Source organism: Bacillus sp. OK048 (assembly GCF_900103525.1).
In the GTDB taxonomy this organism is placed as follows: domain Bacteria; phylum Bacillota; class Bacilli; order Bacillales; family Cytobacillaceae; genus Neobacillus.
Genome location: NZ_FNHN01000009.1, coordinates 1 through 20,844 on the forward strand (window position 1 = coordinate 1; position 20,844 = coordinate 20,844).

Annotated in this window: 20 protein-coding genes, 2 rRNA genes and 1 riboswitch; of the genes, 20 read left to right on the forward strand and 2 right to left on the reverse strand. The window is 40.8% G+C overall.

What is annotated here, in order from left to right; translation table 11 throughout:
- Positions 1-96, forward strand: a 23S ribosomal RNA gene (locus BLR86_RS16635); the annotation flags it as partial.
- A gap of 75 nt (positions 97-171) precedes the next feature.
- Positions 172-287: ribosomal RNA gene (gene rrf / locus BLR86_RS16640) — 5S ribosomal RNA — on the forward strand.
- A gap of 593 nt (positions 288-880) precedes the next feature.
- On the opposite strand, the gene BLR86_RS16645 is transcribed toward rrf, so the two are convergent.
- Entirely contained in the window at positions 881-2,140 is a 1,260-nt protein-coding gene (locus BLR86_RS16645; RefSeq protein ID WP_139185634.1) for a translocation protein TolB, read from the reverse strand.
- A gap of 193 nt (positions 2,141-2,333) precedes the next feature.
- Here BLR86_RS16645 and BLR86_RS16650 point away from each other — a divergent pair, with 193 nt between their 5' ends.
- The 15 genes from BLR86_RS16650 to BLR86_RS16720 all read left to right on the forward strand — a co-directional run bounded on the left by BLR86_RS16650 (position 2,334) and on the right by BLR86_RS16720 (position 16,874).
- Positions 2,334-2,876 (forward strand): DUF2179 domain-containing protein, encoded by a 543-nt coding sequence (locus BLR86_RS16650; protein WP_090763761.1) that lies wholly within the window; start codon positions 2,334-2,336, stop codon positions 2,874-2,876.
- Positions 2,873-3,070 (forward strand): NETI motif-containing protein, encoded by a 198-nt coding sequence (locus BLR86_RS16655; RefSeq protein ID WP_090763764.1) that lies wholly within the window; start codon positions 2,873-2,875, stop codon positions 3,068-3,070. The genes BLR86_RS16650 and BLR86_RS16655 overlap by 4 nt, the downstream gene beginning before the upstream one ends.
- 85 nt (positions 3,071-3,155) lie before the next feature.
- Positions 3,156-3,257, forward strand: a riboswitch (purine riboswitch).
- 172 nt (positions 3,258-3,429) lie between these two features.
- Positions 3,430-3,918, forward strand: coding sequence for a 5-(carboxyamino)imidazole ribonucleotide mutase (gene purE / locus BLR86_RS16660; RefSeq protein WP_090763767.1), 489 nt, complete (start codon positions 3,430-3,432; stop codon positions 3,916-3,918).
- Positions 3,905-5,059: a 5-(carboxyamino)imidazole ribonucleotide synthase gene (purK, locus tag BLR86_RS16665; protein WP_175492933.1), complete on the forward strand. Its 1,155-nt coding sequence runs from the start codon at positions 3,905-3,907 to the stop codon at positions 5,057-5,059. The genes purE and purK overlap by 14 nt, the downstream gene beginning before the upstream one ends.
- On the forward strand, positions 5,056-6,354 hold the full coding sequence (gene purB, locus BLR86_RS16670) for an adenylosuccinate lyase (RefSeq protein WP_090763773.1): 1,299 nt from the start codon (positions 5,056-5,058) through the stop codon (positions 6,352-6,354). The genes purK and purB overlap by 4 nt, the downstream gene beginning before the upstream one ends.
- A gap of 523 nt (positions 6,355-6,877) precedes the next feature.
- Positions 6,878-7,591 carry a phosphoribosylaminoimidazolesuccinocarboxamide synthase gene (gene purC, locus BLR86_RS16675; RefSeq protein WP_090763776.1) on the forward strand — a complete coding sequence of 238 codons (714 nt, stop codon included), beginning with the start codon at positions 6,878-6,880 and terminating at the stop codon, positions 7,589-7,591.
- Complete coding sequence (gene purS / locus BLR86_RS16680; protein WP_090763779.1) at positions 7,584-7,838, forward strand: phosphoribosylformylglycinamidine synthase subunit PurS; 255 nt, start codon at positions 7,584-7,586, stop codon at positions 7,836-7,838. The genes purC and purS overlap by 8 nt, the downstream gene beginning before the upstream one ends.
- The gene (purQ, locus tag BLR86_RS16685; protein ID WP_090763782.1) at positions 7,835-8,518 is read left to right on the forward strand and encodes a phosphoribosylformylglycinamidine synthase subunit PurQ; all 684 of its coding nucleotides are present in this window, start codon (positions 7,835-7,837) and stop codon (positions 8,516-8,518) included. The genes purS and purQ overlap by 4 nt, the downstream gene beginning before the upstream one ends.
- Positions 8,502-10,727, forward strand: coding sequence for a phosphoribosylformylglycinamidine synthase subunit PurL (purL, locus tag BLR86_RS16690; protein ID WP_090763785.1), 2,226 nt, complete (start codon positions 8,502-8,504; stop codon positions 10,725-10,727). Before purQ ends, purL begins: the two co-directional genes overlap by 17 nt.
- A complete protein-coding gene (gene purF, locus BLR86_RS16695; protein ID WP_090763788.1) occupies positions 10,703-12,109 on the forward strand; it encodes an amidophosphoribosyltransferase in 1,407 nt (468 codons plus the stop codon). The genes purL and purF overlap by 25 nt, the downstream gene beginning before the upstream one ends.
- A 12-nt stretch (positions 12,110-12,121) precedes the next feature.
- Complete coding sequence (gene purM / locus BLR86_RS16700; RefSeq protein WP_090763791.1) at positions 12,122-13,147, forward strand: phosphoribosylformylglycinamidine cyclo-ligase; 1,026 nt, start codon at positions 12,122-12,124, stop codon at positions 13,145-13,147.
- Complete coding sequence (gene purN, locus BLR86_RS16705; RefSeq protein WP_090763794.1) at positions 13,144-13,728, forward strand: phosphoribosylglycinamide formyltransferase; 585 nt, start codon at positions 13,144-13,146, stop codon at positions 13,726-13,728. Before purM ends, purN begins: the two co-directional genes overlap by 4 nt.
- Positions 13,721-15,259, forward strand: coding sequence for a bifunctional phosphoribosylaminoimidazolecarboxamide formyltransferase/IMP cyclohydrolase (purH, locus tag BLR86_RS16710; RefSeq protein WP_090763797.1), 1,539 nt, complete (start codon positions 13,721-13,723; stop codon positions 15,257-15,259). The genes purN and purH overlap by 8 nt, the downstream gene beginning before the upstream one ends.
- A 15-nt stretch (positions 15,260-15,274) precedes the next feature.
- Positions 15,275-16,546: a phosphoribosylamine--glycine ligase gene (purD, locus tag BLR86_RS16715; RefSeq protein ID WP_090763802.1), complete on the forward strand. Its 1,272-nt coding sequence runs from the start codon at positions 15,275-15,277 to the stop codon at positions 16,544-16,546.
- Positions 16,547-16,631: 85 nt separating this feature from the next.
- Positions 16,632-16,874 (forward strand): hypothetical protein, encoded by a 243-nt coding sequence (locus tag BLR86_RS16720; protein WP_090763805.1) that lies wholly within the window; start codon positions 16,632-16,634, stop codon positions 16,872-16,874.
- Between the two features lie 268 nt (positions 16,875-17,142).
- Here the strand turns inward: BLR86_RS16720 and BLR86_RS16725 are convergent, their stop codons facing one another.
- Entirely contained in the window at positions 17,143-17,436 is a 294-nt protein-coding gene (locus tag BLR86_RS16725) for a YgaP family membrane protein (protein ID WP_090763808.1), read from the reverse strand.
- 166 nt (positions 17,437-17,602) lie between these two features.
- On the opposite strand from BLR86_RS16725, the gene BLR86_RS16730 reads away from it, so the two are divergent.
- The 3 genes from BLR86_RS16730 to BLR86_RS16740 all read left to right on the forward strand — a co-directional run bounded on the left by BLR86_RS16730 (position 17,603) and on the right by BLR86_RS16740 (position 20,801).
- A complete protein-coding gene (locus tag BLR86_RS16730) occupies positions 17,603-19,345 on the forward strand; it encodes an adenine deaminase C-terminal domain-containing protein (RefSeq protein ID WP_090763811.1) in 1,743 nt (580 codons plus the stop codon).
- A 68-nt stretch (positions 19,346-19,413) separates the two neighbouring features.
- Entirely contained in the window at positions 19,414-20,466 is a 1,053-nt protein-coding gene (locus tag BLR86_RS16735) for a DUF3048 domain-containing protein (protein ID WP_090763814.1), read from the forward strand.
- Positions 20,467-20,492: 26 nt separating this feature from the next.
- Positions 20,493-20,801 (forward strand): YerC/YecD family TrpR-related protein, encoded by a 309-nt coding sequence (locus tag BLR86_RS16740; RefSeq protein ID WP_090763817.1) that lies wholly within the window; start codon positions 20,493-20,495, stop codon positions 20,799-20,801.
- Positions 20,802-20,844: the final 43 nt, after the last annotated feature.

Sequence of the window (20,844 nt, forward strand, 5' to 3'; positions counted from 1 at the left end):
TAAGAACCCTGAAAGATGATCAGGTTGATAGGTCAGAGGTGGAAGCGCGGTAACGTGTGGAGCTGACTGATACTAATCGTTCGAGGACTTAACCAATTTTTAAAGCGAACTCTGTTTTACAACTTCTTCTGCATTATCTAGTTTTGAGGGAATGAACCTCAAACAAAATAGTCTGGTAATTATGGCAAGAAGGTCACACCCGTTCCCATACCGAACACGGAAGTTAAGCTTCTTTGCGCCGATGGTAGTTGGGACTTTGTCCCTGTGAGAGTAGGACGTTGCCAGGCAAAACAAAACACAACCTGATGAGGGTTGTGTTTTTTTAAATTTTTGGCTCTGTTATTATTCATTGTTGATTTTCATGTAGGTATGAGATTTCATAGGCGGAGAATTTCCGGCTAATGTATATAGTGGAGGCTTTAGAAGCAGCTATAAGCGGAGATATTCCGATTAACTGCTCTAAATAAGCCAAACCCCATCGATTTGGACAATATAGGCGGAAAAATGACCCTTATTTTAACGGAAATATGGATATTTCTCAATTTAAACGGAATTTTTCCGTTTATTTTTCAAACAGAGTGAGATCAACATTCAGCTATAACAGAGTCAAATTTTTAGAAAAAGGTAGTGAGGTACCGGATTGATTATTGAAGATTCGTGCCCGAGAGGCCACGCTTTTAAAGAAAACAGTAACGAATAGGTGCTATTCGTGCCCATGGGGCAGCATTTTTAAAGAAAACAGTAACGAATATTCATGTTTCAATACTATTAGTTAAATCTTCAAGTGATTCCCTTGCAGCCTCTTGCGATTTTTCCTCAATACGTCTGATATGATTTTTTAGATGAAATTACACCTAGCACTCTTCCTACAAACCATAAATTATCGCCCCGTGTATAAACTAAACACCTCATCCCAACTCCATTTTTCATAGTAGGAGCCGCCTGTGTTGATATTCTTAATCCAAATCTTTTCTTCCATTTGATAGGTTGGAGAAACTAGGACATGTGCGTTTTTCCGATCGTTTCTTATCCAGAATAGATTATTGTTAACAACTTGAGGTTTAAAGTCCCCAAAGTTTTTAAGTGGTGCAGTAACTTGAGTTTGCCTATTATCGGAAAGACTAATCTTATATAGGATTGGCAATGGTCTTTTATCTAAGCTACCTTCGCTACTTTCCTTTGATCGTGAAACGTAGAGGGTTTGATTGTTTTGCCACGTTAAATCACGATCCACAAAACCCGTGGGGGTATACATGCTATTTTCTAATGTCGTGGCATTTAAAGTCTTTAATTTCTTAGAAATAGTTGCTTCTCTTCCGGTACCACTAATATATCCTAATAAACTTTTAAATGGTGCCCATTGGAACCATGCCTCTTCATTTAGCATTTCATCAATTCTATGAAATGCTTTTCCATTTGCAGACAGGACAGATAAAGTATTTCCATCTGCAGATAAGGAAGCGGTGGGGACTAATAAAAAGCTAATCCACATCTTATCATTAGACCAATAAAATGGGCTTGTTGAGACAAGCATTTCATCTTTATTCACCTTAATTGTATAAAAACGGTTAATCTTAGGCTTTTCATTTTTTCTTAAGATAACTTTTGATAAAATAATATCTGAATTAAGCTTTGGGCTTTTCTTAGTTGAAATAAGCAAACCGTTCCCCGTTGGAAGCCAAGAAAAGTTTTCAATGTTTTTTGCAACTGGAATAAATTGACCCAGTTGCCCCATATGTAAAATAAATAAATTTTTAACCACTTGAAATCCTATTTTATTTTCATTAGGGGACCATTGAAAATTATCACTGACATTTTCTTGTACTTTATAGTGTTTATTGTTTTTTACATTGTATGTCCAAAGGTCAAAAGCATCCCCTTCTTTGGCTGACTTCAAATAGGCTATCCAACTGCCATCGAATGACCATTTTGGATATCTAATATAACCTGAGTCTGTAATTTTCATTTCTTTTTCCTTAATTTTTAGCCATAAATGATCATTCCTAACAAAAGCTGCTTTCAGATTATCATTTGGTGCAGCTGAGACAACACTGGGAATAAAGGTAAATGTCAAAAATATAATCAAAAGTATTTTTTTCACTAAAACACCACCTAAAATCTTTTTTATTATATTTCCCATTCAACTTGAGGAACATTTACATAAGATTGGTTTTGATACATATTTACGAAGTTTGAAAAAATCTTTGATATAAAAAAAGCTAGCTTGGTCTCCCAACTTAGCCTTTTTTCGGCTTGCATGGATGAAAAAGTTCCTAAAAAAGGTTACACTTACAAATACCCAGTGAAATGCGAAGGAAATAGGAGGAGAGTATGTGTTAGAGAACAGTTTTTTGATGGTAGCAATTATCTTGGTTATCAATATTGTCTATGTTTCTTTTTTCACAATAAGGATGATCTTAACATTAAAGGGACTGCGATATTTAGCGGCGTCTCTGAGTATGATAGAAGTAGTGATTTATGTGCTCGGGCTTGGCCTAGTATTGAATAATCTTAATGAAATTCAAAATCTGATTGCCTATGCGGTTGGCTATGGGATAGGTGTTATTGTCGGGATGAAAATTGAAGAAAAGCTTGCCTTGGGCTATATAGCGGTTAATGTAATCACAAAGGAATATGATAAGGACCTGCCTAAGGTTTTGAGAGAAAAGGGGTTTGGGGTTACAGATTGGGCGGCTCATGGGCTCGAGGGAGATCGAATGGCCTTGCAAATCCTGACACCAAGAAAATTTGAACTTAAATTATACGATGAGATAAAAGGGTTGGATCCTAAGGCATTTATTATCTCTTATGAACCAAAGGCTATCCATGGCGGATTTTTGGTCAAATCTGTGAAAAGAGGGAAATTGTTTTCATGAGCAAAAAGAAAATGCTATTTGAAGTACAAGAAAATGAAAGTATCGATGCTTGTTTAGAACGGATGAAAAAACAGGGGTATATACCGGTTCGCCGGACGGAAAAACCAATCTTCATGGAGGTAATTAATGGGAAGGAAACAACCTATGAACCGGTTGGAAAGCAGATTGTGTTTGAGGCAGTCAGTACTGAATAAATACGAACGATATATTTTTAAAAAATAAAATCGTTCGTTTTTATTGACCATTTTCCCCTTAAATTGTAATATAAAGGTGTCAAAAAAATATATAATTAAATACCCTCGTATATAATGGGAATATGGCCCATAAGTATCTACCCAATTTACCGTAAATAATTGGACTATGAGGGGAAGTGGAAATACCAGAAGCGGTAACTCGCTTCAGGTTATTTACTGTGCCGATATCAGCCCGGACAGACTGCTTTCTCTCATTTCATGAAATTGAGGAAGTATCTGTTTTGGGCTTTTTATATAGGTAAGGCTATTTTGCAACAAAGTTTAAGAAAAGAGCCATTGGTAAAGTTAGGGGAGAGAACATGAATCCGATTGTGGCGGTAATAATGGGAAGTAAATCAGATTGGGAAACGATGAAGCATACCTGTGAAATCCTTGACCGGTTAGAGGTTCCTTATGAAAAAAAGGTGGTTTCAGCCCACCGCACTCCTGATTTGATGTTTGAATTTGCAGAGAATGCTAGAGTAAGAGGAATTAAGGTGATTATTGCGGGAGCAGGCGGTGCTGCTCATTTGCCAGGAATGATGGCAGCCAAGACAACATTGCCAGTGATCGGTGTTCCTGTTCAATCGAAGGCATTGAATGGACTGGACTCACTTTTATCCATCGTGCAAATGCCTGCTGGAGTACCAGTAGCAACGGTGGCAATCGGCAAAGCAGGAGCAACGAATGCCGGGATACTCGCTGCTCAAATTGTAGCGGTTCATGACTTTAAACTGGCAGAAAGGCTTGAGAGCGTACGTCATGAAGCAAAAATAGCAGCAATAGAAAGTAGTGATGAGCTTGTCTAATAAAACTATTTTGCCAGGACAAACGATTGGCATTATTGGCGGTGGCCAGCTTGGAAGAATGATGGCTCTATCGGCGAAAGCAATGGGGTATCGAATTGCTGTATTAGATCCTGTAGAGGATTCTCCTTGCGGGCAGGTGGCAGATCATAAGGTAATTGGCGACTATGATAACCTAGAAGCAATCGGAAAACTATCTGAAGTAAGTGATGTCATTACCTACGAATTTGAAAATATTGATGCGGCAGCACTTGAATGGCTTTGCGATCAAGCATATGTGCCACAAGGCAAGAGTTTACTTGAGATTACCCAGGACCGGGTGAAAGAAAAAGAGGCAATTTCAAACGCTGGTGTCCAGGTGGCGCCTTATGCGGTCATTAATTCGCCGAAAGACCTTCATGAAAATTGTGAACGACTGGGCTTTCCCGTTGTACTAAAAACAGCACGAGGCGGCTATGACGGCAAAGGGCAAGTAGTTATTAAAACTAGTACGGATATTGAAAAGGCGCAAGTCCTTCTTGAAAACGGACAATGCATCTTGGAAAAATGGATTTCTTTTACGAAAGAAATTTCAGTCATTATCGTTAGAAATTCAAATGGTGAAACAGCAGTATTTCCGGTTGGAGAAAATATTCATCGCGATAATATTCTCCACGAAACGATTGCGCCTGCACGTATTAGTAAACAAGCGGAGGATAAGGCAATTCAATCAGCGATACAACTTGCTAATGCCTTTGAGTTAGTGGGGACGCTGGCGGTTGAAATGTTTTTAACAACGGGGGATATCATTTACATAAATGAACTCGCTCCTAGACCGCATAATTCAGGGCATTATACGATTGAAGCATGTGAAACGTCACAATTCGAACAGCATATCAGGGCCGTGTGTAACTTGCCCCTTGGTAAGACAGAGCTATTAAAGCCAGCGGTGATGGTTAATATATTAGGAGAGCATGTTCAAAACGTGTTAGAAAAATTTACAAACGTACCAGATTGGAAAGTTCATTTATATGGTAAAGAAGAGGCAAAATTAAAAAGAAAAATGGGGCATGTGACAATTCTATGTGATTCTGTTGATACTGCCCTTGAAGATGTGAGCAACAGTAACATTTGGGAAGAAAAAAGTTTGGAGGCCAAAAGATGATTGATCGTTATACAAGACCTGAAATGGGTGCGATTTGGACAGACGAAAACCGCTTTAATGCTTGGCTGGAGGTTGAAATCCTTGCCTGTGAGGCATGGGCAGAATTAGGTGAAATTCCAAAAGAGGACGTAAAGAAACTTCGTGAAAATGCCTCCTTTAATATTGATCGGATTAAAGAAATCGAAGAAGAAACTAGACATGATGTCGTTGCCTTTACGCGCGCGGTATCCGAGACGCTAGGGGAAGAGCGCAAGTGGGTGCATTACGGGTTAACTTCAACGGATGTAGTTGATACTGCACTTTCTTACTTATTGAAACAAGCCAATGTGATTATCCGGAGGGACCTTGAAAACTTTATTGAAATCCTAAAGAACAAAGCAATCGAACATAAATTTACCGTCATGATGGGGCGTACACACGGTGTACATGCTGAACCGACTACTTTTGGATTAAAGCTTGCTCTTTGGTATGAAGAAATGAAACGGAACCTGGAACGTTTTAATCAGGCGGCTACCGGTGTAGAGTTTGGGAAAATTTCTGGAGCGGTTGGAACGTACGCGAATATTAACCCGTTTGTTGAACAATATGTTTGTGAAAAACTGGGTACCCATCCTGCTCCAATCTCCACACAAACCTTGCAGCGTGACCGTCACGCACATTATATGTCCACTCTGGCTTTGATTGCTACTTCAATTGAGAAATTTGCCGTGGAAGTTCGCGGGCTGCAAAAAAGTGAAACGCGTGAAGTAGAAGAGTTTTTTGCAAAAGGACAAAAAGGTTCATCTGCTATGCCGCATAAACGTAATCCAATTGGTTCAGAAAATATGACTGGTTTGGCCCGTGTGATTCGCGGCTATATGATGACAGCATATGAAAATGTTCCCTTATGGCATGAGCGAGATATTTCCCACTCTTCTGCAGAGCGGATCATTTTACCAGATGGAACGATTGCCTTGAACTACATGTTAAATCGTTTTGGAAACATCATTAAAAACCTTACCGTCTATCCGGAAAACATGAAACGTAACATGGACCGGACGCTGGGATTGATTTATTCGCAGCGTGTCCTGCTCGCTTTGATTGATAAGGGATTATCGCGTGAAGAGGCTTATGATACCGTGCAGCCAAAAACAGCAGAATCATGGGAAAATCAAGTGCCATTCCGTGGTTTGATTGAAGAAGAGCCAAAAATTACAAGCCTGCTTTCAGCGGAAGAAATTGCTGACTGCTTCGATTATAACTACCACCTTCAGCATGTTGATACCATTTTTGATCGATTAGGGTTGAACGAATAAGAGCTATTAATGACCGAAATCGGTTTTTGAGAATCAAAAAGCGGTCACCAAAAGGGTCCCTTGGTGCCCGGAACGGTTGAAAAACCGGGAAAGCGGTAACCAACAAGGTCTCTTGGTGCCGGGAACGGTTGAAAAGCCGGGAAAGCGGTAACCAACAAGGTCCCTTGGTGCCCGGAACGGTTGAAAAACCTGGAAAGCGGTAACCAACAAGGGCTCTTGGTACCCGAAACGGTTGAAAAAATGAAAAAGTGGTAACCAACAAGGTCTCTTGGTGCCCGCAACGGTTGGAAAACCGGGAAAGTGGTAACCAACAAGGTCCCTTGGTGCCCGGAACGGTTGAAAAACCGGGAAAGCGGTAACCAACAAGGTCTCTTGGTGCCCGCAACGGTTGAAAAAATGAAAAAGTGGTAACCAAAGAAGCCCATTGGCGCCCGTAAACCATGAAAATTGAAAAATAGGTCACTAAAAAGGGCCCGTATTACCCAAAAAATTCCCAATATTGCGATTTTAGGAGGCGTTCTTTATGAGAGAGCTTTTATATGAAGGAAAAGCGAAGCGAATTTTTAAAACAGATGATGAACAGGTTGTTTTAATTGAATATAAGGATTCGGCTACAGCTTTCAACGGGCAAAAGAAGGCAGATATTACAGGTAAAGGGCGTTTAAACAACCAAATTACTAGTTTGCTATTTTTAAAGCTTAAAGACCAGGGAATCCCATCGCATTTTATAAAGCGTATATCCGAAACAGAACAGTTGGTTAAAAAGGTAACCATTATCCCGCTCGAGGTTGTCGTTCGTAATGTCGCTGCAGGGAGTCTCTCAAAAAGATTAGGAATCGAAGAAGGTAAAGAATTAACAAAGCCATTAGTTGAATTTTATTTGAAGAATGATGACCTTGGTGACCCAATACTAACCACTGACCATATCTACGAATTGAACATAGCAACAAAAGAGGAACTAAACATTTTAAAAGAAAAGGCACTCCAAATCAATACAGTTTTATCAAGCTTTTTTACAAAGCTGGGCATTAACTTGATCGACTTTAAACTAGAGTTTGGCAAGGATGCAGACGGCGAAATCTTGTTAGCAGATGAGATTTCACCTGACACCTGCAGATTATGGGACAAAAAGACAAATGAAAAGCTCGATAAGGATGTATTCCGTCGTGACCTAGGTAGTTTAACAGAAGCTTATGAAAACATTTTAGCGAGATTAGGGGGACGTCAGCATGTATAAGGTAAAGGTTTATGTCACGTTAAGAGAAAGTGTATTAGATCCGCAAGGTAAGGCTGTTACTCATTCACTACAATCATTAAATTATCCGGAAGTCACCGATGTTCGAATCGGTAAATATATGGAACTTACCGTTCAAAAATCAGACCGTGACCTTGATGAAGTGATTAAAGAGATTTGTAGCAAGCTCCTCGCCAATCCAGTCATTGAAGATTACCGTTATGAAGTAGAGGAGGTTGTTCCACAGTGAAGTTTGCAGTCATCGTCTTTCCGGGATCAAACTGTGACATCGATATGTACCATGCCATTAAAGATGAATTAGGTGAGCAGGTTGAATATGTTTGGCATGATACAGAAAGCTTAGAGGGATTTGACGGGATTTTACTTCCTGGCGGTTTTTCATACGGTGATTATTTACGTACAGGAGCCATTGCTCGTTTTAGTAAGGTCATGCAAGCAGTTGTTAAAGCTGCCGAAGCAGGTAAACCGATTCTTGGTGTCTGTAACGGATTTCAGATTTTATTGGAAGCTGGTTTACTGCCTGGGGCCATGAGACGAAATGAAAGTCTATCGTTTATCTGTAAACCGGTTGAATTAAAGGTAGAGAACAACCAAACGATGTTTTCGTCCGTATACTCTCAAGGAGAAACCATTACCATCCCTGTCGCTCATGGTGAAGGAAACTACTATTGTGATGAAGAGACGCTGACAAAGCTAAAAGCGAACAACCAAATCGTTTTTACCTACCAAGATAATCCGAACGGAAGCTTAGAGGATATTGCTGGAATCATCAATGAAAGAGGAAATGTTCTTGGGATGATGCCACACCCAGAAAGAGCTGTTGATGCATTATTAGGCGGAGCAGATGGCTTGAAAATATTTCAATCGATTGTAAGAAGCTGGAGGGAAGCAAATGTTGTTAAAGCATGAACCAAGACCAGATCAAGTAAAGACAGAAAAACTTTATCAGCAAATGGGCTTATCCGATGAAGAATTTGCGCTCGTAGAAAACATTCTTGGCCGGACACCGAACTACTCCGAAACCGGCCTTTTCTCCGTCATGTGGTCAGAGCATTGCAGTTATAAAAATTCAAAGCCAGTCCTCAAAAAATTCCCGATTACAGGTGAAAAAGTTCTTCAAGGACCGGGGGAAGGTGCTGGGATCGTCGATATTGGCGACCAGCAGGCGGTTGTTTTTAAAATTGAAAGTCATAACCATCCATCTGCCATCGAACCATACCAAGGTGCAGCAACAGGTGTCGGCGGAATTATCCGAGATATTTTTTCAATGGGAGCTCGTCCGATTGCGTTATTAAACTCCCTTCGCTTCGGCGAACTAGATTCAGCAAGAGTTCGTTACTTATTTAAGGAAGTGGTAGCAGGAATTGCAGGCTACGGGAACTGTATCGGAATCCCGACTGTCGGTGGTGAAATTCAATTCGACTCAAGTTATGATGGCAATCCGTTAGTTAATGCGATGTGTGTTGGGTTAATTGACCATAAAGATATCAAAAAAGGTCTTGCGCAGGGTGTTGGCAATACTGTTATGTACGTCGGTGCAAAAACAGGACGTGATGGAATTCATGGCGCAACCTTTGCTTCAGAGGAATTGACGGAGCAATCGGATGAAAATCGTCCAGCTGTTCAGGTCGGTGACCCGTTCATGGAGAAGCTTTTACTAGAAGCCTGTCTTGAGCTTATCCATTCTGATGCCCTTGTTGGGATTCAAGATATGGGTGCAGCGGGATTAACGAGTTCATCAGCTGAGATGGCAAGTAAAGCGGGAATGGGAATTGAGATGAACTTAGATCTAGTTCCACAAAGGGAAACGGGAATGACTGCTTATGAGATGATGCTTTCTGAATCCCAGGAGCGGATGTTAATTGTCATCAAAAAAGGCAGAGAGCAAGAAATTAACGAGCTTTTTTCTAAATATGATTTAGAGGCTGTAGCAATTGGTACAGTAACAGACGATAAAAAGCTTAGATTAATCCATAATGGAGAAATGGTTGCGGACGTACCAGTAGACGCTTTAGCTGAAGATGCTCCAGTTTATCATAAGCCATCAAAGGTTCCTGCTTATTTTGAGGAGTTTCAGGCCATGGAACAGGAAGTCCCACAGGTTTCCGACCTAAAGGAAACACTCGTAAAGCTATTAAGTCAGCCGACAATCGCGAGCAAGGAATGGGTTTATCAGCAGTATGACTATATGGTGCGCACCAATACAGTTGTCTCTCCAGGTTCGGATGCAGCAGTAGTGCGGATTCGTGGAACTCGTAAGGCATTAGCGATGACAACAGACTGTAACTCACGTTATGTGTTTTTAGACCCTGAAGTTGGCGGGAAAATTGCTGTGGCGGAAGCAGCTCGTAATATTGTCTGCTCTGGTGCAGAACCATTAGCGATTACTGATAACCTTAACTTTGGTAATCCAGAAAAGCCAGAAGTGTTCTGGCAAATTGAAAAAGCGGCAGACGGTATCAGTGAAGCCTGTCGTGTTCTTGGAACACCTGTCATCGGCGGAAATGTATCCTTATATAACGAAACAAGCGGTACGGCTATTTATCCAACACCGGTTATTGGCATGGTTGGTTTAGTAACCGATATCGACCATATTACTACACAGTCATTTAAAAATAGCGGCGACCTCATTTATTTAGTTGGGGAAACGAAGGATGAATTCGGCGGAAGCGAACTTCAAAAACTGATTCATGGAAAGGTTTTTGGTAAAGCTCCGGAATTAAATATTGATATTGAAAAAGCAAATCAGGACCAAGTGTTAGCAGCCATTCGTGCGGGAGTGGTTCAATCTGCGCATGACTTATCAGAAGGCGGGTTAGCAGTGGCCGTTGCCGAATGTCTTTTCAATAGCGACATCCTTGGAGCAGAAGTGAACGTTACAGGAAATCTTGTTTCTTCTTTATTCAGTGAATCTCAATCACGTTTTCTATTATCGGTGAAAAAAGAACATCAAATAGAGTTTGAAAGATTAGTAGCCGCTAAACGGATTGGTGAAGTAAATGATACGGCAACATTAAAAATCAATGCTGAAAGTAATACCGTTTTAGAAGCTTCTGTAAACCAATTGAAGGATTCCTGGAAAGGAGCTATTCCATGCTTGCTGAAATCAAGGGATTAAATGAAGAGTGCGGGGTCTTTGGTGTCTGGGGACATCCAGATTCTGCACAGCTTACCTATTATGGACTTCATAGTCTGCAGCATCGTGGTCAGGAGGGTACGGGTATTGTTGTATCCAACGGGGAAAAGCTTAGAGTTGTTAAGGGTGAGGGACTAGTTTCAGAGATTTTCACAGCGAACGTGATGGAAGAATTAAAGGGTACATCCGCGATTGGGCATGTACGATATGCAACAGCAGGAGGCGGCGGCTATGAGAACGTCCAGCCCTTGCTGTTCCATTCCCAAACTGGAAGTCTTGCTCTTGCTCATAATGGTAATCTAGTAAATGCAAATTCCCTAAAACATCAGCTCGAAACACAGGGAAGTATTTTTCAAACAAGCTCTGACACGGAAGTTTTAGCTCATTTAATCAGACGAAGCGGATTTTCACAGTTAAAAGATCAGGTGAAAAATGCACTTTCGATGTTAAAAGGAGCGTATGCTTATTTAATTTTAACAGAGAAGGAATTAATGGTTGCTCTCGATCCGCATGGATTACGGCCGCTTTCGCTCGGCTGTCTCGGGGATGCTTATGTCGTCGCTTCGGAAACCTGTGCTTTTGATGTTGTCGGAGCGGAATACATCCGCGACATCAGACCAGGAGAATTATTAATTATTAATGAAGAAGGAATAACTTCAGAACAATTTGCGTTTAATTCGACAAAGTCCATTTGTGCAATGGAATATGTTTATTTTTCAAGACCAGATAGTAACATCCAAGGGATCAATGTTCATACAGCCCGAAAGAATATGGGAAAAAAATTGGCGATTGAAGCGCCAATTGAGGCCGATGTCGTAACGGGAGTTCCAGATTCGAGTATTTCGGCAGCAATTGGTTATGCAGAAACAACTGGTATTCCCTATGAGATGGGATTAATTAAAAACAAATATGTAGGTAGAACCTTTATTCAGCCAACCCAATCGTTACGGGAGCAGGGTGTAAAGATGAAACTGTCCGCGGTTCGTGGTGTCGTTGAAGGGAAACGTGTCGTAATGGTTGATGACTCGATTGTACGAGGGACGACGAGTAAACGAATTGTAAAACTGCTTAAAGAGGCAGGAGCAACAGAGGTGCATGTGGTGATTAGCTCGCCACCGATTAAAAACCCTTGTTTTTATGGGATTGATACATCATCTAAGGAAGAATTAATCGCTTCCGATAAATCCGTGGAGGAAATTCGGGAGCTCATTGGTGCTGATTCCCTAACATTCCTAAGTACAGAGGGGATGGTAGGAGCCATTGTCAAAACGGAAGGGACAGAAGGCTTTTGCCTTGGCTGCTTTACAGGTAAATATCCAACAGAGATTTATCCAGATACACTCCAATATTATTACCAAAAATAAGGGGGGATCATCATGGCGAATGCGTATACACAAGCAGGGGTAAACATCGAAGCAGGTTACGAGGCTGTTGAAAGAATGAAAAAGCATGTGCAAAAGACAGCCCGAGCTGGTGTGTTAGGGGGGTTAGGCGGATTCGGCGGTATGTTTGACCTATCAGCGCTTAACCTAAAAGAGCCTGTTCTTGTTTCAGGAACAGATGGAGTTGGCACGAAGCTGATGATTGCTTTTTGGATGGATCAGCACGATACGATTGGCATCGATGCAGTGGCGATGTGTGTTAACGATATTGTGGTTCAAGGGGCAGAGCCTTTGTTCTTTTTAGATTACATTGCATGCGGAAAAGCAGTTCCAGAAAAGATCGAGGCTATTGTCAAGGGGATTAGTGATGGATGTGAGCAGGCAGGCTGTGCGCTAATTGGCGGAGAAACAGCGGAAATGCCTGGTTTATATAGTGAAAATGACTATGATCTTGCTGGCTTCACCGTTGGAGCTGCTGAGAAGTCCCACTTGATCACAGGAGAAACCATCAAGTCTGGAGACGTGTTGATAGGATTAGCTTCAAGTGGAATTCATAGCAATGGCTATTCACTCGTAAGAAAGGTTTTCAATAATTGGGCGTTAACGGAATATGTGGACGAACTCGGTTGCAGTTTGGGCGAAGAGTTATTGAAGCCAACGAAAATCTATGTAAAACCAATTTTATCAGCCTTGAAAAAATTCCAAATAAAAGGGATGGCTCATATTACCGGCGGCGGTTTTATTGAAAATATCCCACGGATGCTCCCTAATGGGCTAGGTGCCAAAGTATACGAGAAGAGCTGGGATATCCCGCCAATCTTTAATCTGCTATCTACTGTTGGACAAATAGACCAGCAGGAGATGTATAATATTTTTAACATGGGTATCGGTATGGTCATTGCCATTGAAAAGGAAAGTGCGGCAGACCTGATGGCTCATTTAAGACAATGCGGGGAAAATCCCTTTGAAATCGGTGTAGTAACAGAAGAAGAAGGAATCATCATAGGTGGTCGTCGATGAAAAAAATGGCTGTTTTTGCTTCAGGAAATGGCAGCAATTTTCAAGCGATCATCGATGTAGTGAAGGCTGGTGACCTTGATGCAGACATAGCACTGCTTGTTTGTGACAAGCCAGGAGCTTTTGCTATCGAGCGTGCAAATACCGCCCATATTCCAACTTTTACTTTTAACCCGAAGGATTATAGCTCCAAGGAAGCATTTGAAAAAGTCATTACAGAGAAATTATTGAGTTATGGTGTGGAATTTATCGCACTTGCTGGTTACATGAGGCTGCTTGGCCCAACCTTGCTTGGCAAGTTTTCTGGACGAATTGTAAATATCCATCCTTCGCTTCTTCCTGCCTTTCCAGGTAAGGACGCGATTGGTCAGGCATTGGCTGCAAAAGCGAAATGGACCGGCGTAACCATCCATTATGTAGATGAAGGAATGGACACTGGTCCGATTATTGTCCAGGAACGTGTCCGAATTGAAACTAAGGAAACAAGAGAAAGCCTTCAACAGAAGATACAAAAAATCGAACATAAGCTTTATCCATCCATCCTGCACATGCTGTTAACGAGAGGGGAAGTTATCAATGACTAAAAAGCGCGCACTAATTAGTGTTTCTGATAAAAATGGTATTTCTAATTTTGCTAAAGAGTTAGTCAGCTTAGGGTTTGAAATTATTTCAACCGGCGGAACGAAAAAGGCACTTCAAGAACAAGGAATTCCCGTTCTTGGTGTGAGTGATGTTACCGGTTTTCCAGAAATATTAGAAGGACGTGTGAAAACGTTAAACCCTTTTATACATGGCGGATTACTTGCTAAACATGATGATGAGCACCATCAAAAACAACTTGAAGAACATGGAATTAATCCGATTCAAATCGTTTGTGTGAACCTTTATCCTTTTCAACAAACCATTGAAAAACCAGATGTAACTACAGAGGACGCAATTGAAAATATCGATATTGGCGGTCCAGCGATGTTACGTGCGTCAGCTAAAAATCACCAATATGTAACGGTAGTCGTTGATCCCGTTGACTACACGAATGTAATTGAGGAATTAAAGGCAGATGGTCAAACAAAGCTGGAAACACGCAGGAAGCTAGCGGCAAAAGTTTTCCGTCATACAGCTGCCTATGATGCATTAATTGCTGATTATATGACCGAACTTGCTCAGGAAGAAACACCTGAAAAATTGACGGTTACATATGAATTAAAGCAATCGCTTCGTTATGGTGAAAATCCACATCAAAAAGCTGCTTTTTATAAAAAACCACTTGGTTCTACGTTCTCGACTGCTTATGCAGAACAGCTTCATGGAAAAGAGCTTTCTTATAATAATATTAATGATGCCGATGCAGCCTTACAGATCGTGAAAGAATTTACTGAACCTGCAGCAGTTGCTGTAAAGCATATGAATCCATGCGGAATCGGAACGGGAAAAACTAGTTTCGATGCTTTTGAAAAGGCTTTTGCTGCCGACCCTATTTCGATTTTTGGCGGAATTATTGCCTTTAATAGAGAAGTGGATGCACAAACAGCAAGCAAACTTCATGAAATTTTCTTAGAAATCGTCATTGCACCATCCTTCTCAGAGGATGCATTCTCGATTTTAACAGCAAAAAAGAATCTTCGATTATTAACAATTCCATTTTCAGGAGCGAAAAAGCCAGAGATGAAGCTAACTACGATTGAGGGCGGCTTACTTGCACAAGAACAGGACCGTTTCACATTAGAAAATGCTGAAATTACTGTTCCAACAAAAAGACAGCCAACAGAGCAAGAGTGGTCAGCATTAAAATTAGGCTGGAAGGTCGTTAAACATGTTAAATCGAATGCAATTGTTGTAATAAAAGAGGATATGACAATTGGAATTGGTGCGGGACAAATGAATAGGGTAGGTGCCGCCGAAATTGCCTTAAAACAAGCAGGCGAAGAAGCAGCCGGTGCAGCGCTCGCCTCAGACGCCTTTTTCCCAATGGATGATACCGTGGAAGCAGCAGCAAAAGCGGGAATTACCGCAATCATTCAACCAGGCGGCTCGATTCGCGACGAAGATTCGATCAAAAAGGCGGATGAATATGGGATTGCGATGGTGTTTACCGGAGTTAGACATTTTAAACACTAAAACGGGGTGAGATAGGTGAAGGTACTAATTATTGGACGTGGCGGCAGAGAACATGCACTGTGCAAAAAGGTTAGTGAAAGCTCCCTTGTTGAAAAAGTATTTGCTGCTCCAGGTAATGCCGGAATGGAAGATGTTGCAGAACGCGTTTCGATTGAAGAAGGTAATCATGAACAACTTATTCAATTCGCGAAGGAACAGGGCATTGGTCTAACGATTATCGGCCCGGAAGTACCTTTGCTTGAAGGGTTAGCAGATAAATTTGAAGCTGCAGGTTTAGTAGTGTTTGGACCAAGCGGATTAGCTGCTGAAATTGAAGGAAGCAAGTCGTTTGCAAAGGAAATCATGCGGAAGTATGACATTCCTACTGCTGATTATGGTGTTTTCACCAACTTTGAGGATGCTAAGCAGTATATTGAGGAAAAAGGCGCACCTATCGTCATTAAAGCCGATGGACTAGCTGCTGGAAAAGGCGTTACAGTTGCTTTAACGAAGGAAGAAGCATTACAGAGTGCAGAAGAGATGCTCGTTGGTCAAAAATTTGGTGAAGCTTCAGCACGAGTGGTCATTGAAGAGTTTTTAGCGGGTGAGGAATTTTCCCTGATGGCATTTGTGAATGGGGATATCGTGATCCCGCTGGAAATCGCCCAAGATCATAAACGTGCCTTTGATGGTGATAACGGTCCAAATACAGGAGGAATGGGTGCATACTCTCCTGTGCCTCATATTGGTAATGAGGTTGTTGATGATGCAATAGAAACCATCCTTAAGCCTGCTGCAGTAGCAATGGTTCAAGAAGGAAGAAGTTTTTGTGGAATTCTATATGCGGGTTTGATTGCAACGGAAAAGGGTCCAAGGGTAATTGAGTTTAATGCCCGTTTTGGCGACCCGGAAACACAAGTGATTTTACCAAGGTTGAAATCTGATTTGGTGGAGACGATTTTGGATCTGTTAGACGGTGGCACTCCGGAGCTAGTTTGGGATACGCATTCGATGGTCGGGGTAGTTGTGGCAGCCAAAGGGTATCCAGAAACTTATGAAAAAGGTGCGGTTCTTGAAGGCTTAGGGGACTTTTCACAGGAAGTCTATACCTTCCACGCAGGAACAAAGAAAAATCAGCTCGGTGAATTTGTTACGGCTGGGGGCAGGGTTCTCCTAGTTGGCGCAAAAGCTGAAAGTTTAAAGGAAGCGCAAGATACTGTATACTGCGAGCTAGAAAAATTATCATGTGACGGAGTTTTTTATCGGAAAGATATCGGCTCGAAGGCAATCGGGCACGTCTTCAGTTAGTGTGAGAAGGGCTGACCATTGATGGTCAGCCCGTTTTTTGTGTTGAAGCTCGATTCTGCAGTTTTTGGCGGAGAAATGATTATCATTGGGTTGGGGTGATGATGACCGATTTCAAGTTATTTTAGTAAGTTTTGGTCATAATCGTGGTGATGATGACCGATTTCAAGTTATTTTAGTAAGTTTCGGTCATCATCGTGGTGATGATGACCGTTTTCGAGTTATTTTAGTAAGTTTTAGTCATCATCGTGGTGATGATGACCGTTTTCAAGTTATTTTAGTAAGTTTTGGTCATCATCGTGGTGATGATGACCGTTTTCGAGTTATTTAAGCAAGTTTTGGTCATCATCGTGGTGATGACCGTTTTCAAGTTATTTTAGCAAGTTTTGGTCATCATCGTGGTGATGATGACCGTTTTCGAGTTATTTTAGCAAGTTTTGGTCATCATCGTGGTGATGATGACCGTTTTCGAGTTATTTTAGCAAGTTTTGGTCATCATCGTGGTGATGATGCCCGTTTTCAAGTTATTTTTGCAAATTTCGGTCATCATCGGGCTGCTTGATGAAGGCCATTCCTAATTAAAGAATGCTCTTCAATAACTATGACGGATTATACGGCAATACCTGGCCGATATCCGTATTCATTTCTCCATCGCTAAAATCTGGAGCTGCTTGCTCCTGCTCCATCTCCTGGTACCTTTCAAACAGGGCAGTAGCCGGACAAAAACGAACAATTCCCTCTGCAACCTTCATCGCACCACAAATGGCTATAAACAGATACGAGTCTCTCCACGGAAATTTCACCATTTTAGCTGTACTCCAAGAAAGAATCGTAAGCCCAATGGTAATCCTGATTAATGCATTTAAAATTCCAATATTTTTAGTAACGTTCATATTGTTCACTCCTTCACAATATTTTTACAGTTTTTATCCATTCTTTAATGCTTTAAACAGTGAAATATGATAGTATAAGGTAAAACTAATTTTTGTAAGGGCTTTCTTTATTGATAAATCAATATTTATACTAGATAGATAGCTTCTAAGAAAGGAAGGGTATCGTATGCTGGAGCAACGTTATCGATGGAAAAATAAACATTTACGCATGCATGTATCGGTTTTAGATGGAAAAACTTCACCAACCATTTTATTAAAAAATGCCTTGTATTTAAATCAAACATTTCGCCAGTGGATGCGCGCGAATATTTGGATATATGAAGATCGGATTGTTTATGTTGGCGACAATTTACCGCCGCGATTGGAAAATTGTGAAATTATCGACTGTACTAATGAAATACTTGTTCCAGGTTATATCGAACCACATGCCCATCCGTATCATTTATATAATCCCCATACACTGGCAGCCTATGCATCCCAGTTTGGAACAACAACTTTAATCAATGACAACATGTCATTGATGATGAATTTGAAGAAAAAGGAAGCGTTTTCTTTACTAAAGGACTTACGTTCCATTCCAACCACGATGTTTTGGTGGTGCCGGTTTGATGCACAAACGGAAATTCTGAATGAAGTAGATGTTTTTTCACATAGCAACATCAAATCGTGGCTAGAGCATGACGCTGTCCTGCAAGGCGGAGAACTGACTGGTTGGCCAAAATTGTTAGACGGTGATGATATGATGCTGCACTGGATTCAAGAGGCAAAACGGATGCGTAAACCGATTGAAGGCCATTTTCCTGGTGCATCGGAGAAAACGTTAGCTAAAATGATGCTGTTAGGTGCAGATAGTGACCATGAGGCAATGACAGGTGAAGAAGTGTATAACCGCTTAATGCAGGGATATATGGTTTCATTGCGGTATTCCTCCATTCGTCCTGACTTGCCAGACCTGCTCGATGATATGCAACGCTTGGGAATTCAAGCCTATGATCGTCTCATGTTTAACACAGATGGCTCAACATCTACATTTTATGAGCAAGGTATGAATGATCAAATGATTCGAATCGCCATTGAAAAAGGTGTACCTGCAATTGATGCCTATAATATGGCAACTGTAAATATTGCCCGCTATTACAATATTGATCATCAGCATGGAAATATTGCCACTGGCCGTGTTGCAAATATAAACTTTTTATCAAGTATTGAAAACCCGACACCTCATTCCGTTCTTGCAAAAGGAAAATGGGTAAAACGCGAAGGACAAATGATCGATGCTTACGATTCGATTCATTGGGATGAGTATGGCCTTAAGCCGATGGAGCTTGATTGGAATCTAAGCATTGACGATTTACAATTTTCTATGCCATTTGGAATTAAAATGGAGAATTCGGTTATTACCAAACCATATTCCATAGCCATTGATGCTTCAGGGGATGAATTGTCAACCGACCATGATGAATGTTTCTTCACACTTCTAGATCGGAACGGGAAGTGGAGGATCAATACCTTGTTAAAAGGATTTGCCACCAATCTTTCTGCACTGGCAAGCTCATTTTCAAATACGGGTGATATTATTTTAATTGGGAAAAATAAGCGTGATATGCTGGCAGCTTTCAATAGAATGAAGGCGTTAGGCGGCGGAATTGTCATGGTTGAAGGCGAACAAGTGGTGTGTGAGATTCCGTTAAGGCTTAATGGCATTATGTCAAATCTTCCTATTAAGGAATTAATAAGCGAAGAAAAGAAACTGCTTGTAGAATTGAGGGAACGTGGATATTCCTTTTCAGACCCTGTTTACAGTTTGTTGTTTTTTTCAGCCACTCATTTGCCCTATATTCGAATTACCCAACAGGGAATGTATGATGTCATGAACAAAACTGTACTCTTTCCTTCGATAATGCGATAAAATATAAAAGTAATTAATTGGATGAAGGCGATAAATTTCTTAGATAAGGGTTAGGAGTGTTTAAAAAGATGAAGAAATGGGCTGTTGCAGCAACAGCAGCTCTTTTACTGCTCTCTGGTTGCAGTGATAAAAATAAGGCAAATGGACCAGGACCCAAAGAGCCGGTAAAAGAAGTTGAAAAAGTGGATCAAGAAGAAGTAACCAAGGAACTTCCCTACCATTACCCATTAACGGGTGTGGGTTCAGAAACTAAAACAGATGGCAGAGCAGTGGCAGTTATGGTTAATAATCATCCAAAAGCAAGACCACAATCTGGTTTAAACAAAGCCGATATTGTTTATGAGTTACTAGCAGAAGGGGATGTAACTCGGTTTCTAGCTGTTTTTCAAAGTGAAAAACCAGAAAATATTGGGCCTGTCCGAAGTGCAAGGGATTATTACATTGAACTGGCTAAGGGGCTAGATGCTCTTTTTATAGCGCATGGTTATAGTGAAGAAGCGAAAAAAATGCTTGAAGCAGGTTATCTAGATAACCTAAATGGAATGGTTTACGACGGTACGTTGTTTAAAAGGTCAAGCGACCGTCAAGCACCGCATAATTCCTATATTACGTATGAAAATGTTCTTAAAGGCGCAACTGAAAAGAAATACTCAATGGAACAGTCTCCGCCAGAATTTAAATTTTTGTCAGAGGATGAAAGTAAATCGGTGACAGGGGATGATGCTAAATCCGTCATGGTTTCTTATTCAACAGGCTCGACGTTTGATTCCATTTATGAGTTTGATGACTCAATTGGTAAATATAAGCGCTACGCTGATGGTGTTGAAACCATTGATCTTGTGACAAAAGAACCGATTCTACTCGATAATCTATTTATTATTGAGACAACACATGAAGTCATAAATAATGTAGGTCATAAGAAAATTGATTTGAAATCTGGAGGATCTGGTTACTTACTGCAAATGGGTAAAGTAATCGAAGTCGAATGGAAAAATGATAATGGTCTAATCGTTCCTGTGAGAAATGGCGAAGTGGTTCCATTTGTGCAAGGAAAGACTTGGGTCAATGTCATACCAACAAACCCTGGTCTTCAATCAAGTGTTTCGTTTAATGTAAACTAATCTGTGATAGGTAAAGGGGAAAAATAATGCAAATTAATAAGTTACGTGGAAAAGAGCTTGATCAATTATTTCAAGCCGTTCTTTCATTGAATGATCTAGAAGAATGCTATCGCTTTTTTGATGATTTATGTACCATTAATGAAATTCAATCATTGGCACAGCGTCTTGATGTAGCGAGAATGCTCCGTGAAGGAAATACCTACCATAAAATTGAGACAGAAACAGGTGCAAGTACGGCAACGATTTCACGCGTGAAACGCTGCTTGAATTTTGGAAATGACACCTATGAAATGGTATTAGGGCGGATTAAAACCGAAGAACCAACTGAAGAATAATAATCAAAGCCGAAGAGATGTTCTTCGGTTTTTTATATGGTTA

What these genes read in the sequence shown, in the direction of transcription:
- BLR86_RS16735 (WP_090763814.1), top strand. Translation starts at nt 19,414, where the DNA reads ATGAAGAAATGGGCTGTTGCAGCAACAGCAGCTCTTTTACTGCTCTCT.
- purH (WP_090763797.1), top strand. Translation starts at nt 13,721, where the DNA reads ATGACTAAAAAGCGCGCACTAATTAGTGTTTCTGATAAAAATGGTATT.
- BLR86_RS16725 (WP_090763808.1), bottom strand. Translation starts at nt 17,436, where the DNA reads ATGAACGTTACTAAAAATATTGGAATTTTAAATGCATTAATCAGGATT.
- BLR86_RS16655 (WP_090763764.1), top strand. Translation starts at nt 2,873, where the DNA reads ATGAGCAAAAAGAAAATGCTATTTGAAGTACAAGAAAATGAAAGTATC.
- purL (WP_090763785.1), top strand. Translation starts at nt 8,502, where the DNA reads ATGTTGTTAAAGCATGAACCAAGACCAGATCAAGTAAAGACAGAAAAA.
- purB (WP_090763773.1), top strand. Translation starts at nt 5,056, where the DNA reads ATGATTGATCGTTATACAAGACCTGAAATGGGTGCGATTTGGACAGAC.
- purS (WP_090763779.1), top strand. Translation starts at nt 7,584, where the DNA reads ATGTATAAGGTAAAGGTTTATGTCACGTTAAGAGAAAGTGTATTAGAT.
- purN (WP_090763794.1), top strand. Translation starts at nt 13,144, where the DNA reads ATGAAAAAAATGGCTGTTTTTGCTTCAGGAAATGGCAGCAATTTTCAA.
- purF (WP_090763788.1), top strand. Translation starts at nt 10,703, where the DNA reads ATGCTTGCTGAAATCAAGGGATTAAATGAAGAGTGCGGGGTCTTTGGT.
- BLR86_RS16740 (WP_090763817.1), top strand. Translation starts at nt 20,493, where the DNA reads ATGCAAATTAATAAGTTACGTGGAAAAGAGCTTGATCAATTATTTCAA.
- BLR86_RS16645 (WP_139185634.1), bottom strand. Translation starts at nt 2,140, where the DNA reads ATGGGAAATATAATAAAAAAGATTTTAGGTGGTGTTTTAGTGAAAAAA.
- purE (WP_090763767.1), top strand. Translation starts at nt 3,430, where the DNA reads ATGAATCCGATTGTGGCGGTAATAATGGGAAGTAAATCAGATTGGGAA.
- purK (WP_175492933.1), top strand. Translation starts at nt 3,905, where the DNA reads ATGAGCTTGTCTAATAAAACTATTTTGCCAGGACAAACGATTGGCATT.
- BLR86_RS16730 (WP_090763811.1), top strand. Translation starts at nt 17,603, where the DNA reads ATGCTGGAGCAACGTTATCGATGGAAAAATAAACATTTACGCATGCAT.
- purM (WP_090763791.1), top strand. Translation starts at nt 12,122, where the DNA reads ATGGCGAATGCGTATACACAAGCAGGGGTAAACATCGAAGCAGGTTAC.
- purC (WP_090763776.1), top strand. Translation starts at nt 6,878, where the DNA reads ATGAGAGAGCTTTTATATGAAGGAAAAGCGAAGCGAATTTTTAAAACA.